Source organism: Klebsiella sp. 7-CIP_Kleb., assembly GCF_050378655.1.
Classification (GTDB): Bacteria; Pseudomonadota; Gammaproteobacteria; order Enterobacterales; family Enterobacteriaceae; genus Klebsiella; species Klebsiella quasipneumoniae.
Map to the genome: position 1 here is coordinate 824084 of NZ_JBNRLJ010000001.1, position 15791 is coordinate 839874.

General features: G+C 63.5%; 9 protein-coding genes. 2 read left to right on the forward strand and 7 right to left on the reverse strand.

The annotated features are described in order from the left end of the window. Positions 1-378 precede the first annotated feature (378 nt). Positions 379-1767, reverse strand: coding sequence for a NarK family nitrate/nitrite MFS transporter (locus ACQUTI_RS04095; protein WP_004203185.1), 1389 nt, complete (start codon positions 1765-1767; stop codon positions 379-381). A gap of 311 nt (positions 1768-2078) precedes the next feature. Here ACQUTI_RS04095 and narX point away from each other — a divergent pair, with 311 nt between their 5' ends. Together narX and narL are read left to right on the forward strand one after the other, a co-directional pair. Further along, a complete protein-coding gene (gene narX, locus ACQUTI_RS04100; protein ID WP_114508253.1) occupies positions 2079-3857 on the forward strand; it encodes a nitrate/nitrite two-component system sensor histidine kinase NarX in 1779 nt (592 codons plus the stop codon). Positions 3858-3867: 10 nt separating this feature from the next. Further along, positions 3868-4518 (forward strand): two-component system response regulator NarL, encoded by a 651-nt coding sequence (narL, locus tag ACQUTI_RS04105; RefSeq protein ID WP_002910198.1) that lies wholly within the window; start codon positions 3868-3870, stop codon positions 4516-4518. Here narL and ACQUTI_RS04110 read toward each other — a convergent pair. The 6 genes from ACQUTI_RS04110 to ACQUTI_RS04135 form a co-directional block, all read right to left on the reverse strand. After that, complete coding sequence (locus ACQUTI_RS04110; RefSeq protein WP_053810220.1) at positions 4515-5897, reverse strand: YchO/YchP family invasin; 1383 nt, start codon at positions 5895-5897, stop codon at positions 4515-4517. The genes narL and ACQUTI_RS04110 overlap by 4 nt on opposite strands. 153 nt (positions 5898-6050) lie before the next feature. Continuing rightward, positions 6051-8657 (reverse strand): nitrate reductase, encoded by a 2607-nt coding sequence (locus tag ACQUTI_RS04115; protein ID WP_138100197.1) that lies wholly within the window; start codon positions 8655-8657, stop codon positions 6051-6053. Next, positions 8657-12724 carry a nitrite reductase large subunit NirB gene (gene nirB / locus ACQUTI_RS04120; RefSeq protein WP_428923210.1) on the reverse strand — a complete coding sequence of 1356 codons (4068 nt, stop codon included), beginning with the start codon at positions 12722-12724 and terminating at the stop codon, positions 8657-8659. Before nirB ends, ACQUTI_RS04115 begins: the two co-directional genes overlap by 1 nt. A 10-nt stretch (positions 12725-12734) precedes the next feature. Next, the gene (locus ACQUTI_RS04125) at positions 12735-13523 is read right to left on the reverse strand and encodes an ABC transporter ATP-binding protein (RefSeq protein ID WP_043520495.1); all 789 of its coding nucleotides are present in this window, start codon (positions 13521-13523) and stop codon (positions 12735-12737) included. A gap of 9 nt (positions 13524-13532) precedes the next feature. Further along, positions 13533-14417 carry a nitrate ABC transporter permease gene (ntrB, locus tag ACQUTI_RS04130; protein WP_004203197.1) on the reverse strand — a complete coding sequence of 295 codons (885 nt, stop codon included), beginning with the start codon at positions 14415-14417 and terminating at the stop codon, positions 13533-13535. 1 nt (position 14418) lies between these two features. Further along, complete coding sequence (locus tag ACQUTI_RS04135; RefSeq protein ID WP_114508256.1) at positions 14419-15675, reverse strand: CmpA/NrtA family ABC transporter substrate-binding protein; 1257 nt, start codon at positions 15673-15675, stop codon at positions 14419-14421. Positions 15676-15791 lie beyond the last annotated feature (116 nt).

Here is a 15791-nt window from a genome sequence, read left to right on the forward strand (position 1 = left end):
CGGCTCTCTGATAAATCGACATTGCTGGATTTGCAGCGAAGGTAACGCCATGAAAGCGGGCGGGAATTGATAGCGATCAATACGGACTGGCTTGTTAACGTGGCGCAAATTGGCAATTACCACCAAGGTGGTACAAAACTCAGCTTTTTAATTTGATGTTTTTTAAGGTTTTTTAGCGAAAAATAGCTCGCCAGACGCGGGATGGTTCACCAGGGAGGTATTAAGGGGTAGAGCGGTGACGCTGGCAAGCCGTCCCTCCCCGGCTCAGTGGCCAAAATGAATAAAAACGCTCAATAGTATGTTGTAACTAATTAAGCCAGTATAAAAGGCGCCTCCCTCAGGAGTGCGCCTGTATGAAGCGACATCGACTATGGCGAATTACTGACGCTTACGGCCGTATACCGCCCAGGTGATGATCACGCAGGCGATATAGAAGATCAGGAACACTTTCATCGCGCCGGCCGGCGAGCCGGTCAGATCCAGCGAGATACCGAACGCCTTCGGAATAAAGAAGCCGCCGATGGCGCCAATGGCGGAGATAAAGCCCAGCGCCGCCGCGGTATCGGTCGCCGCCTCGCGCATCGCCTGGGCTTCGCTGCCGCCCTGGGCCTTCACCCGGTCCATGGTCAGCTTACGGAAGATCACGGAGATCATCTGGAAGGTGGAGGCGCTGCCCAGCCCGGCGGTAAGGAACAGCACCATAAACACTGCAAAGAAGGCGATGAAGTTGCCGCCCTGGCCATTGGTCGGCAGCGTCAGGAACAGCAGCGCGCAGAAGACAGCCATCACCACGAAGTTCACCAGCGTCACGCGGGTACCGCCGAGACGGTCGGAGATCGCCCCGCCCATCGAACGCGCCAGCGCGCCAATAAACGGACCGAAGAAGGCGTAGTGCAGGATCTGCACGTCCGGGAACTGGGTTTTCGACAGCATGGCAAAACCGGCGGAGAAACCGATAAAGGAGCCGAAGGTCGCCAGATAGAGCAGCGCCATGATCCACAGATGCAGGCGTTTAAGCACCGGCAGCTGTTCGCTCAGCGAGGCTTTGGAAGCGGACAGGTCGTTCATAAAGAACCACGCCGCCAGGGTGAAGATAATCAGGAAAGGTACCCAGATCCACGCGGCGTTTTCCAGATACAGCATCGAGCCGTCCGGCTGCTGGCTGCCGGTCCCGCCAAAAATGGCAAACACCGAGACCGACACCACCAGCGGTGCGACCAGCTGCATCACGCTGACGCCCATATTGCCGAGGCCGCCGTTGACGCCCAGCGCCCCGCCCTGCTTCGCTTTCGGGAAGAAAAAACTGATGTTGGCCATACTGGAGGCGAAGTTGGCCCCGGCGAAGCCGCACAGCAGAGAGATGATGACGAAGACGCTAAACGGCGTGGAAGTATCCTGGACCGCAAAGCCCAGCCACACGCACGGCACAATCATGATCCCGGTGCTGAACGCCGTCCAGCGACGGCCGCCGAACAGCGGCACCATAAAGGCGTAAGGAACGCGCAACAACGCGCCGGAGAGCGCCGGCAGCGCGGTCAGCATAAACAGCTGATCGGTCGTAAACTGAAAGCCCACTTTGTTGAGGTTAACGGCAACGGCGCTGAACAACATCCATACGCAGAACGCCAGTAACAGACAGGGAACGGAGATCCATAAATTGCGGCTCGCCACATGGTGGCCGCGCTGTTGCCAGAATTCAGGATCTTCAGGCCGCCAGTCGGTAATGACCGAGCGATTAGCCTTCTCCGGGAGGGAAGATTGACTCATAGATACCTCTGATTATTCATATTTCCTGCCGCTACCTTAGGGGTTGTCCGGGGCGGTAAGTTGATATAAATCAAAGGAAAAGCGCGGACTAATTTGTGCAAAAATAGACCATGCTCCGAAGTGAGTAGAGAATGGTGGGAAAAAAAGTGTGGTTTTTCACACGGCTGCCGGGATGCGTATAACCCCTCTCCCAACGGTGCCTACCACCGACAATTAAGGAGTAACTCTTTGGGGGTATGGGTATACTCCAGGGGATAGCCGAGAATAAGCGCCACTCCCGGAGACACGACCGGTCAGGAGCCACGCATTCCATGTTAAAACGTCTTTTTACCCCGCTGACGCTGGTCAATCAACTGGCGTTGATCGTCCTGCTTGCCACCCTTACAGGCGTCGCCGGCATGGCGATCTCCGCGCGCCTGGTCAACGGCGTGCAGGGCAGCGCGCACGCCATTAACAAAGCCGGGTCATTACGCATGCAGAGCTACCGGCTGCTGGCGGCGATCCCGCTGAATGAAAACGATCAAAAGCTGGTCGATGATATGACCGCCACCGTCTTCAGTCCGGAGCTGCAAAACTCCGCCCGCCGCGACGGACAGGAGCGCGAGCTGCAGGCCCTGCAGCAGTACTGGCAGCTGGCGCTGGCTCCCGGCATGCAGCGCGCGGTCAACCAGGCGGAGGTCGCCCAGGATGTCGCCGACTTTGTCGATCGTATCGACCAGCTGGTGACCGCATTCGACCATACCACCGAGCAGCGTATCGAACGGGTAGTCTGGATCCATCGCCTCCTCGCCATCGGCATGGCGCTACTGCTGATCTTCACCATCATCTGGCTACGCGCGCGGCTGCTGCGGCCATGGAAACAGCTGCTGAGCATGGCGCGAGCGGTGAGCCAGCGTGATTTCACCCAGCGGGCGCACATCAGCGGGCGCAACGAAATGGCGACTCTCGGCATGGCGCTAAATAACATGTCGGAAGAGCTGGCGGAAAGCTACGCCGTGCTGGAGCGCCGGGTGCAGGAGAAGACCGCCGGGCTGGAACAGAAGAACGAGATCCTCGCCTTCTTATGGCAGGCCAACCGCCGGCTGCACGCCAACGCCCCGCTCTGCGAACGCATTTCGCCGGTGCTGAACGGTCTGCAGGGTCTGACGCTACTGCGCGATATCGAGGTGCGGGTCTACGATCTGGAAGATGAAGACAACCATCAGGAGTTTACCTGCCACTCGGATAATGAATGTGATGACATGGGCTGCTACCTCTGCCCACGCAACCTGCCGCCGCTACCGGATGGCGGCACAACGCTGAAGTGGCGGCTGTCGGATGCGCATAATCAGTACGGCATCCTGCTGGCGACGCTGCCGGTTGGCCGTCATCTCAGCCACGATCAGCAGCAGCTGGTGGATACGTTGGTTGAACAACTGACCAGCACCCTGGCGCTGGACCGCCATCAGGAGAAACAGCAGCAGCTGATCGTCATGGAAGAGCGGGCCACTATCGCTCGCGAGCTGCATGACTCCATCGCCCAGTCGCTATCCTGTATGAAGATGCAGGTCAGCTGCCTGCAGATGCAGGGCGACGCGTTGCCGGCGGAGAGCCGGCAGCTGCTGGGGCAAATTCGTAACGAGCTGAATACCTCGTGGGCCCAACTGCGGGAGCTGTTAACCACCTTCCGCCTGCAGTTGACCGAGCCGGGCCTGCGCCCGGCGCTGGAGGCCAGCTGTCAGGAGTACAGCGCCCACTTCGGCTTTACGGTGCAGCTTGATTATCAGCTTCCGCCGCGCTTTGTGCCGTCGCATCAGGCCATACACCTGCTGCAGATCGCCCGCGAAGCGTTAAGCAACGCCCTGAAGCATGCCAGCGCGACGGAAGTGACCGTGACGGTGTCACAACGCGATAACCAGGTCCGTCTGGTGGTGGCGGATAACGGCCGCGGCGTGCCGGACCACGCCGAGCGGAGTAACCATTACGGTTTAATTATTATGCGGGATCGCGCGCAAAGCCTGCGCGGCGACTGTCAGGTTCGGCGCCGGGAAACCGGCGGGACCGAAGTGATCGTCACGTTTATCCCGGAAAAAACGTTTTCCATCCAATAAGGAGACCCCCATGAGTCAACAGGAACGGGCAACCATCCTTCTCATTGACGACCATCCGATGCTGCGCACCGGCGTGAAACAATTGATTAGCATGGCGCCGGACATCCAGGTGATTGGCGAAGCCAGCAATGGCGCGCAAGGTATCGAGCTGGCGGAGTCGCTGGATCCGGATCTGATCCTGCTGGACCTCAATATGCCGGGCATGAACGGCCTGGAAACGCTGGACAAACTGCGTGAGAAATCGCTGTCTGGGCGGGTGGTGGTCTTCAGCGTCTCTAACCATGAAGAGGACGTTGTTACCGCCCTCAAGCGCGGCGCCGATGGCTATCTGCTGAAAGACATGGAGCCGGAAGATCTGCTGAAAGCGCTGCAGCAGGCGGCCGCCGGAGAAATGGTATTAAGCGAAGCGTTAACCCCGGTGCTGGCCGCCAGCCTGCGCGCCAACCGCGCCACCTCCGATCGCGACATCAGCCAGCTGACCCCGCGCGAGCGCGACATCCTCAAGCTGATCGCCCAGGGGCTGCCGAACAAAATGATCGCCCGCCGGCTGGATATCACCGAAAGCACCGTCAAAGTGCACGTCAAGCACATGCTGAAGAAAATGAAGCTCAAATCCCGGGTGGAAGCCGCGGTATGGGTCCACCAGGAGCGAATTTTTTAAGGCGAGTCCGTCCAGGAGACGCCTGGCGTGGTGAACTTGACCAGCGGCTCGGTCAGCGCCAGGGCGATCTCATTGGATGAGACGCGCTGCCCCTGTTTATCCTCTACCACCACCGACAGGCGCCAGCGGTTCGCGGCGCCCGGTTCACTGTTCCACACCGGCATAATCACGCTCCAGCCATCGGGACTGCGGGCATCCACCGGCGGCGTCAGGCTGAGCGCCTGGGTGTCGCCCTGCCAGTGCAGCGACTTGATACCGTGCAGACTATGGATCTGCAGCTTCAGCTGCACCGTCTCCCCGGACTGTAGATCCCAGGGCGGCGTGGCCAGATAGACCGTCAGATTTTTGCGCTGCCGATACTCCACTACCGGCAGATTATCCCGCTCCGGGCTGTCGAAGCGGCTGCCGCGCAGCGAGTTGCTGAACGCCACCTCGTCCGCCGCCAGCTGCTGCTTGAGCGGCACACCAAAGCGGTAGTTGAGCTTCAGGCCAACGTTATTCTGGTTGACGCCATTTTCCCCTTGCTTATGCTTGGCGGTCACGGTGACCAGCGGGACCGGGGTGTAATTGAGCCCGACGGAGACGGCCACCGGGTTATGGTAGCCAGTGCCGGTATGAAACAGATCGACGCTGTCGCCGAAGTACTGTTCGACGCTGACGCTGGTGTTGATGTGCTCATAAAACGGCAGTCGCGCCTGGGCGGTAACGTCATACCCTGCGGCCATCCGCTGCTCCTGGGTTTGATTCTCCCGCAGCTGCCAGTCGCCCAGCGGATGGTAGTAGTTCGCCGACAGGCGGAGATATTCTCCCCACGCCTCGGCGCCGACGCTGCCGCGAGCCAGGCTTTCGCTCAGCACCTTGTCATAAAACGAGTTATAGCCCAGCAGCCAGCCGCCGACCCGCCAGCGCTGGCCAAGCCCAATGTTGCCCACCAGATCGTTCTCGCGCCGGGTTACCGAATACTGGTTCCACGTCAGGTAGCGATCGTTATCCTGCAACGGCACGAACCAGCTCCCTTTACTGCCAGTGAACTTCCCCTCTTTATCGACCAGCAGGTCGACATTGGCGTTGCCCCATGGCGAGAGCCAGCTCTCCAGCTGGTGGCTCACTTCATTGCCGAGTTTGTTGATGGCGAACATCTGCGCCTGTTCGCCCGCCGTCAGTCCGTTATCGCTCATGCTGGCCTCGCCGAACTTCTTAGCCACTTCGGCAAAGTGTCTGGCGTCGTCATCGACCTGCGGGGCGATCCCCAAATCGGGCAAGGAAGGTTCTTCCTGGGGAGTAAGAGTGGTGTGGCTGGCGGTCAGCGCCCAGACGGGAACGCCCGGCAGCAGCAGGAGAATGATCAGGGATGGCAGCAAACGGTACGACACAGGCATCAACTGGTTTTGCGCGGGCTCGCAGAAAAAATTGGAAGATGGTTTTAGTTTATCGTTTTTTCCCCTCTCCCGCAGCCCTGAGGACAATTCCAGGAATATGCTGAAACCGGTTGGGCAATCTGTCGCCCAACCACAGAAGATATCGCCCCGCCGTTAGGCCCCGGCGCGGGCCGGTTGCGTCGCCAGCAGCGCGTTGAGCTCCGGCACGCAGGAGCCGCAGTTGGTCCCGCACTTCAGCCTGGCGCCCAAAGCCCCGACGCTGGCGCAGCCGCTGGCGATGGCCTCGCCGATCGCCCGCTCGCCGACCCCAAAGCAGCTGCAGACAATCCGCCCCGGCGGCGCGGCGGCAGCGTCCGGTCGGCCGCTGAGCAGCGCATGGCGCCGGGCGGCATCGGACGGCGGCGTGGCGAAGGCGGCGCTTACTCCCGCGCTATCCACCGCCGGCTCGCGCGCATCGCTCCACCAGCCCAGCATCAGCCTCCCCTGATGCCACGCCAGCAGGTTCCACACTGCGCCGCCGTCTGCTATCTGCAGCTGCCAGCCGCGCTGCTCGCACCAGACCCTGAGCCACTGGCGGGCTGACGCCTCCCCGGCCAGCGAGTAGTGCAGCACTCCTGTCGCCGCCCGCCGCCGCCAGTGCCAGGCCGCAGGAAATGGCAGCGGTTCGCGACAAAACAGTTCGCTGTGCCAGGCAGGCTGCCAGGCGGCGATGGCCACCGCCGCCTGTTTACTCTCCGGCTGGGCGGAATGCGGGTCCGTGACGGCGGCCAGCAGGTTATTCACCCGCCCCTGGCGGGCGAACTGATTGTTCCAGTGCATGGGGACAAACAGCGAGCCGGGGCGCTGGCCTTCGCTGATCGCCACTTTCGCCACCATCACCCCATGGCGCGACCAGATACGCGCCAGCCCATCGGCGACAAGCTGGTAGCGAACGGCGTCCTGCGGCGCCACCTCCACCACCGGCTCCGCGATATGCTGCATCAGCCGCGGCACGGCACCGGTGCGGGTCATGGTGTGCCACTGATCGCGGATCCGCCCGCTGTTGAGGATCAGTGGATAAAAGACATCGGTTGCCGCCCGGGTCGGCTGAGGCGTCACCGGCACCATTCGCAACCGGCCATCGCGATGCCAGCCGCGCGTGACATCCAGGTCGGCGCGGCGGCGGCTGACTGGCCAGCGGACCGGCGCCATGGCGTCCCACGCCTCGCGGCTGAGATCCGCCAGCGCGCCGATATCAAACGCCCGCTGGCCGTCGTTTTCGAAACCGGACAGCGCCGCATGCTCGCGGAAAACGTCATGCGGATGCTGCCAGGCAAACGCCTCGCGATATCCCAGCGCCTGTCCCACTCGGGCGATGATCCACCAGTCCGCTTTCGCCTCCCCCGGCGGCGGCATAAAGCTGCGCTGACGGGAGATGCGCCGCTCCGAGTTGGTGACCGTGCCATTTTTCTCGCCCCAGGCCAGCGCCGGAAAACGGATGTGGGCGAAATGTCCGGTATCCGTCTCAGCGGCGACATCCGAGACGATCACCAGCGGACAGCCGGCCAGCGCCTGGCTCACCGCGTGGCTGTCGGGGAGGGACACCACCGGATTGGTGCCCATGATCCAGACCGCTTTCACCTCGCCGCGGCCGATGGCGGCAAACAGCTCCACGGCGGTCAACCCCGGGGTCTGCGCCAGCCGCTCGGTTCCCCAAAAGCGGGCCAGCCGCTGCAGATCGGCCGGCACAAAATCCATGTGCGCCGCCAGCATCGTCGCCAGCCCGCCGACTTCGCGCCCACCCATGGCGTTGGGTTGACCGGTCAGCGAAAAGGGGCCGCAGCCGCGGCGGCCATACTTTCCGCTAGCCAGATGGACGTTGATGATGGCATTACATTTGTCGCTGCCGCTGGCTGACTGGTTAATTCCCATGGTGTAGAGGGTGATGGCCCGCGGGGCGGCGATAAAATCGCGATAGAAACCCGCCACCTCATCGGCAGCCAGGCCGCAAAAATCAGCTACTTTCGCCACGTCCCAGCCACTCGCTTCGGCCAGCGCCTGCGCGCCATCGCGAAAACCGTCGACGCAGGCTCCAGCCTGCACCAGGGCGTTAAGCAACCCCACGAAAAGCCCGCCGTCGCTTCCCGGCGCCAGCGCCAGATGGCGATCGGCGATCTCGCAGGTGGCGGTGCGTCGGGGATCGATCGCCACGATCTGCAACCGGGGATTGTCCCGCTTCGCCTGCGCCAGACGCTGGTACAGCACCGGATGCGCCCAGGCAGCGTTTGAGCCGACCAGCACCACCAGATCGCTGTTTTCCACATCCTCATAGCTACAGGGCACCACGTCGGCGCCAAAGGCCCGCTTGTAGCCGGTCACCGCCGACGACATGCATAGCCGCGAATTGGTGTCGATGTTCGCCGCGCCGATAAACCCCTTCATCAGCTTGTTGGCGGCATAGTAATCCTCGGTTAACAGCTGGCCGGAGGCGTAGAAGGCCACCGCCTGCGGGCCGTGCTGGTCGATAACCTGTTGCAGGCGAGAAGCGGTCTCCGCCAGCGCCTGAGGCCAGGTCACCTTCTGGCCGTCCACCTCCGGCGCCAATAGCCGCCCCGCCAGGCCCGTGGTCTCCCCGAGGGCAGCCCCTTTGACGCACAGACGGCCGAGGTTGGCCGGGTGCTGGTCGTCGCCGCGCACGCTCACCCGCCCCGCGTCATCTACGCTCGCCAGCACCCCACAGCCTACGCCGCAGTAGGGACAGGTCGTTCGGATGGTCTTCATCAGGAGGCCTCCGCTCGCGCCAGCAGCTGCTGGCTGCCCACCCACACTTTGCCGTTTTCCACTTTCACCGGCCAGGCGCGCACCGCCTGTTCACCGCCGTCGCACGGCCAGCCGTCGCGCAGGCGAATCCGCTGTTTGTACAGCGGGGAGATCACCACCGGTTCCCCGCCGACGTCCCCTAGCAGCCCCCGCGACAGCACGTTGGCCGCGCTGCCCGGCTCGCGGTTGTCCAGGGCATACACCCGATCGCCGAAGCGGAACAGGGCGATCTGCCGCTCGCCTAACCGGGCGCCGATCCCCGCCTGCGCCGGAATGGCGTCAAGGTCGCAAATCGCCTGCCACGGCCGGGATGGGAGTTCGCCTTCGGGCAACGCTTCAGCAGGCAACGGCTGCGGCTGACCGCGCAGATCGTGGCGCTGCACCGCCTCGTCGGGCTGGTCGCTGTTAACGAAGGAGCGGAACAGCGCCAGACGCTGAGGATCGTTGAGGGTGGTCTGCCACTCGCACTGGTAGCTGTCGACGATGCGGGCCATCTCCTGCTCCAGCTCCTCGCCAATGCCGAGGCTATCCTCCAGCACCACCTGCCGCAGGTAGGCGACGCCGCCCTCCAGGTTGTCCATCCAGGTGCTGGTGCGCTGCAGGCGGTCGGCGGTACGGATATAGAACATCAGCAGACGATCGATGCTGCGGATCAGCGTCGCTTCGTCGAGATCGCTGGCAAACAGGTCGGCGTGACGCGGTTTCATTCCGCCGTTGCCGCAGACGTAGAGATTCCAGCCTTTGTCGGTGGCAATCACTCCGATATCTTTGCCCTGGGCTTCGGCGCACTCGCGGGTGCAGCCAGAGACCGCCATCTTGATCTTGTGCGGGGCGCGTAGCCCTTTATAGCGATGCTCAAGCCGCACCGCGAGCCCGGTGGAGTCCTGCACGCCGTAGCGACACCAGGTTGCGCCGACGCAGGACTTCACCGTGCGCAGCGACTTGCCATAGGCGTGGCCGGTTTCAAACCCGGCGTCGGCCAGCTCGCGCCAGATAGCCGGCAGCTGTTCCAGCCGCGCGCCAAACAGGTCGATGCGCTGGCCGCCGGTCACTTTGCTGTAGAGCTGATAACGTTTGGCGATCTGCCCGATGGCGATCAGCCCGTCCGGCGTCACTTCCCCCGCCGCCATCCGCGGCACCACCGAATAGGTTCCGTCCTTCTGAATGTTGGCGAAATAGCGATCGTTGGTATCCTGCAGCGGCAGGTGCGCCGGCTTCAGCAGGTATTCGTTCCAGCAGGAGGCCAGCACCGAGGCCACCAGCGGTTTACAAACCTCGCAGCCGTGCCCCTGGCCGTAGCGGCTAATCAGCTGCTCGAAGGTATGGATATGGTTGACCCGCACCAGGTGGTAGATCTCCTGGCGCGACCACGGGAAATGCTCGCAGACGTCTTTTTTCACTTCGACGCCCTGCGCCGCCAGCTGGTACTCCATCACCTGTTTCACCAGCGCGCTGCAGCCGCCGCAGCCGGTGGCCGCTCTGGTGCAGCTTTTTATCGCCGCCATATCCCCCGCGCCATTGTTCACCGCCTGGCAGATATCGCCTTTGCTGACGCTATGGCAGGAGCAGATCGGCGCGCTGTCGGGCAGCGCCGCCACCCCCAGCGCCTTCGGCGCGGCCCCCTCCAGCGCCGGCAGGATCAGGCTCTCCGGACGCGGCGGCAGCGCCATGCCGTTCAGCATCATCTGCAGCAGCGTGGCATAGTCGCTGGCGTCCCCCACCAGCACGCCGCCAAGCAGGGCTTTGCCGTCCTGACTGACGACGATTTTTTTGTAAACCTGCTGCGGACCGTCGGTCCATTGATAGCTCTGGCAGCCCGGCGTGCGCCCCTGCGCATCGCCAAACGAGGCCACGTCAACCCCCAGCAGCTTCAGTTTGGTGCTCATGTCGGCACCGCTAAAGCAGGCGTCCTCTCCTGCGAGGGTGGCTGCGGCGATCCGCGCCATCTGATAGCCCGGCGCCACCAGGCCGTAAATTTTATTATCCCACAGGGCGCATTCGCCTATCGCCAGCACGTCCGGGTCAGAGGTGCGGCACTGGCCATCAATGCCAATCCCCCCGCGCTCGCCGACCTGCAGCGCGCAGCCGCGGGCCAGCGCGTCCTGCGGGCGGATCCCCGCCGAGAAGACCACCATGTCGGTCAACAGCGTGCCACCGTCGGCAAAGTTCAGCCGCAGGCCGTCGGCCTCGCTCACGATGGCGGTGGTGGCTTTGCTGGTATGCACCCCCACGCCGAGGGCGACGATCTTCTCCCGCAGCATCGCCGCCCCGCCGTTATCCAGCTGGACGGCCATCAGGTTCGGGGCAAACTCCACCACGTGCGTCTCCAGCCCCAGCTGTTTCAGGGCGTTGGCGGCCTCCAGCCCGAGCAGGCCGCCACCGATCACCACCCCGCGCTTCGCCGCGGCGGCATGGGCGGCGATGCGGTCCAGATCGTCAAGGGTGCGATAGACAAAGCACCCGTCGAGATCGTTGCCAGGGACAGGCGGAACAAAGGGATAGGAGCCGGTCGCCAGCACCAGTTTATCCCAGTGGGTTTCATGTCCCTCGGCGTCCCGCACCAGCCGCGCGTCGCGGTCGATCGTCGCCACCGCCTTGCCGAGGCGGAGTTCGATGCCGTGCCGGTGAAAGAAATCATCGGCCACCAGCGACAGCGATTCGGCGCTGCGTCCGGCGAAATATTCGGAGAGATGCACCCGGTCGTAGGCGGCGTAACGCTCTTCGCCAAACACCACGATACGATATTGCTCATGCAGGTTGCGGCTCACGCATTGTTCGAGAAAATGGTGGCCGACCATGCCATGTCCCACCAGCACTAATACAGGTTTCGTCATCGTCATTATTCCTGCAGCCTGCGGCTGCGTTGAAGAAGGATCAAAAAGCCAGTCCGCGGTGGCGGGCTCGTCGCTTTCCAGGCGCGCGGTGAGCGCGGCGGCGGCAGTGCAATCGCCCATCAGCAGCACGCCGCGCAGGCGGCCGTCGCGCAGCAGCAGGCGACGATAGTGGCGGTCGATGGGGTCCCAGCTGGTAAAAATGTCATCCTGTTCGCCGGCCTGCTGCTCGCCAGCGCTAAAGAGTTCAATGCCGGTGACCTTCAGCCGGGTGCCGGCGTCCTGCCAGACAAAGCCCGCGCCGGGGACGCCGCACAGGCGATCCGCCAGCACTTCGGCCTGGCGCAGGCAGGGAGCCACCAGCCCCCAGGTCTGGCCGTCAATTTCGCAACATTCGCCAATGGCGCTGATCCCCGGCAGCGAGGCGGCCATCTGGCGGTCAACCACGATCCCCCGCTGGCACAGCACACCGGACTGCGCCGCCAGACGGTTGTTGGGCTGCACGCCGGTCGCCAGCACCACTCTGTTGGCGCGGAATACCCGCCCATCCGCCAGCCGCACGCCGTCGGCGTCGATGGCGGCGATCCGGCACTCCAGCACACAGCGAATGCCGCGCGCTTCAAGCTGCTGCCTGAGCTCATCGGCGGCAAAAGCGTCGGTCAGCGGCGCCATTAATCCGCCGCCGCGATGCAGGAGAGTGACCTCCCCGCCGTGGCGACGCAGCGCCGCCGCCGCTTCCACCCCCAGCACCCCACCGCCAATCACCACCGCCGGGCCGGGTATCGCCAGAATACGTTCCACGTCCGCCAGGGTGCGGAAGGGCATAACCTGCGGACGATCAATGCCCGGCAGCGGCGGGATAAAGGGCCGCGAACCGGTGGCGAACACCAGCTCATCCCACGGCAGCCAGGTCTCCGCGATGCGCAGCCGCCGTTGCACAACATCGACTTCATTCACCGCTTCGCCAGACCGCAGGCACACCCCGTGCCGGGTGTACCACTCCGCCGGCAGCAACGGGAGCTGCGCCGCTGTTTTTTCGCCAGCCAGCAGCGGCGAGAGCTGGATGCGGTTATAGGCCGGGTGCGGCTCGTCGCCGACGACGGTAATGGCAAACCGCGCAGGGTCGCGCTCAACCAGCCGCTGCACCATACGGGTGGCCGCCATGCCGTTACCGATCACCACCAGTCGCCGCGTCATGACCGCCTCCTTACGCCGCTTTCGGCTGTTTTTCATACAGGAAATGGAGGATCTGCTGGCGCAGATGGTGATACCGGCTGTCGTCCGCCAGCTGAACGCGGTGGCGCGGACGCGGCAGATCGACCGAGAGGATCTCGCCGACCGTCGCTGCCGGGCCGTTGGTCATCATCAGCACCCGGTCGGAGAGCAGCACCGCTTCATCAACGTCGTGGGTGATCATGACGATGGTGGTATTGAGCTCCTGCTGAATCTGCATCACCGTGTCCTGGAGGTGGGCGCGGGTCAGCGCGTCCAGAGCGCCGAAGGGCTCATCAAGCAGCAGCACTTTCGGCTTCATCGCCAGCGCCCGGGCGATACCCACCCGCTGCTTCATGCCGCCGGAGATCTCCCCGGGCCGTTTATGCAGCGCATGACCCATCTGCACGCGCGCGAGGTTGTGTTCGATCCACTCCCGACGCTCATGCTTGCTCATGGTGCGACGGAACACCTGGTCCACCGCCAGCGCCACATTGTCGAAACAGCTCAGCCACGGCAGCAGCGAGTGGTTCTGGAAAACCACCGCCCGCTCCGGCCCGGGCCCGGCGATTTCGCGGTTATCGCACAGCAGTCCGCCCTCTGTAGGGGTGGTGATCCCGGCGATCAGGTTTAGCAGAGTCGATTTTCCGCAACCCGAGTGGCCGATCAGGCTAATGGTCTCCCCTTCGACGATATCGAAGGAGACATTCTGCAGCGCCAGGAACTCGCCGCTGGCGGTGTTGAAGCGTTGGCTGACGGCCTGCACCTGAATTAATGGTTTCATTTTGGCTCCTTATTTTTCCTGCCAGCTAAAGCGGCGGGCGAGCAGCATCAGACCCTGCTCCAGCAGCAGGCCGACGACGCCGATAATGACGATGGCGATGATGATGTTTTCCACATTGAGGTTGTTCCACTCGTTCCAGATCCAGAAGCCGATCCCCAGCCCGCCGGTGAGCATTTCCGCCGCCACGATCACCAGCCAGGCGATGCCGATGGAGAGGCGCACGCCGGTGAGCACCGCCGGCAGCACCGCCGGAAAGAGAATTTTGCGCATCACCGTCCACTCCGAGAGCTGGAGGACGCGGGCGACGTTGAGATAGTCCTGCGGGATCCGCCGCACGCCTTCCGCGGTGTTGATCACCATCGGCCAGATGGAGCAGATAAAAATGGTCCAGCTGGAAGCCGGCTCCGCCTTCTGGAACAGCAGCAGGCCAATCGGCAGCCAGGCCAGCGGGCTGACCGGGCGCAGCAGAGCAATCAGCGGATTAAACATGCGGGCGAAGAACAGCGAACGGCCGATCAAAAAACCCAGCGGAATGCCCGCCAGCGCCGCCAGGCCGAAGCCCACCGCCACGCGCTGCAGAGAAGCCAGCACGTTCCAGCCGATGCCCATGTCATTCGGCCCGTCCTGATAGAACGGATCGGCGAACAGGGTCAGCGCCGAGTCCAGCGTGCTCAGCGGCGTGGGAAAGCCTTTGCTGTGCATCGCCGCCAGCTGCCAGGCCAGCAGTAGCACCCCCAGCCCCAGCAGCGGGGGCAGCAGGCGCTGGATGAGCTCACGCAGCCAGCGCGTGACGGTTGGCGTGGTGCGCCGGACCTGCACCGGCGGCAGGAGAATCACTTCGCCAGGCGCGTTCTCCACGCTGACGACCGGTTGCTTACGTTGTGCCTGCTTCATCTCATGCCCCCTTACGTTGAATAGCGAAATGGCGGGCGTAGCCTTCCGGGTCGGACCCGTTCCAGACCGTACCGTCCATCAGTGTGCTGCTGCGCATCGTGGCTGCCGGCGCGCTGATCCCCCCTATCGCCTGGGCGGCAGCCTGCCAGACGTCGATGCGATTAATGCGCGACGCCACCGCGAGATAATCCGGAGCCTGTTTCAGCAGCCCCCAGCGACGAAACTGGGTGAGGAACCACATCCCGTCCGACAGCCAGGGGAAGCTCACCTCGCCCTCGGCGTAAAAGCGCATCGGATGGGGATCCTGCCAGCGGCGGCCGAGGCCGTTGTCATACTCCCCAAGCATCCGGCCGGTGAGGTACTGCTCTTTGGTATTGAGCCAGCCGCGTCTGGCGAGCAGGCGGGCCGTCTCCCGGGTGTTCTCCGCCGAGGCGGCGATCCAGCGCTGCGCCTCCATCAGGGCCGCCACCAGCGCGCGGGCGGTGTTCGGCTGGCGTTCCACCCAGTCGCGACGGGCGCCCAGCACCTTTTCCGGATGCTCGGGCCAGATATCCTGGGAAGTGGCCGCGGTGAAGCCGATACGGTCGTTTATGGCGCGGGCGTTCCACGGCTCGCCGACGCAAAAGCCGCTCATATTGCCGATGCGCATGTTCATCACCATCTGCGGCGGCGGCACCACGACAGTGCGCACATCGTTAAAGGGATCGATGCCGGCGCTCGCCAGCCAGTAGTAGAGCCACATAGCATGGGTGCCGGTGGGAAAGGTATGGGCGAAGGTGTAGCTGCCCGGCGCGCTGCGGTCGATCAGCCGCTTCAGACCGCCGAGGTCGGTCACCCCTTTCTCCTGCAGTTCGCTGGAGAGGGTGATGGCCTGACCATTGCGGTTGAGGGTCATCAGATTGGCCATCGCCTGCGGCTTGCTGGCGATCCCCAGTTCAAGTCCGTACAGCAGGCCATAGAGAATATGCGCCGCGTCCAGTTCACCGGCCACCAGCTTGTCGCGCACCGCCGCCCAGCTGGCCTCCTTACTCGGCGCCAGGGTAATGCCATATTTTTTGTCAAACCCCTTCGCCGCGGCGATGGCCAGCGGCGCGCAGTCGGTCAGCGGAATAAACCCGACCCGCACGGTGGTCTGCTCCGGTCTGTCCGAGCCGCCGGCCCATGCGGCCTGCATCACGCCCGGCAGCAGCATCGCGCCGCCCAGCGCGGCCCCTGCCTGCAGCAAGCGCCGCCGTGAAATTGAAAATTTATCGCTCATATCCGCTCCACACGCGCAAAAAAAAAGCGCCCGACAGTGCATATGCACTGCAGGACGCCTTTATCCACGGACACCCGAACCGCCATTGGTTCGTCGCCCGGACTTTTATTCACTCA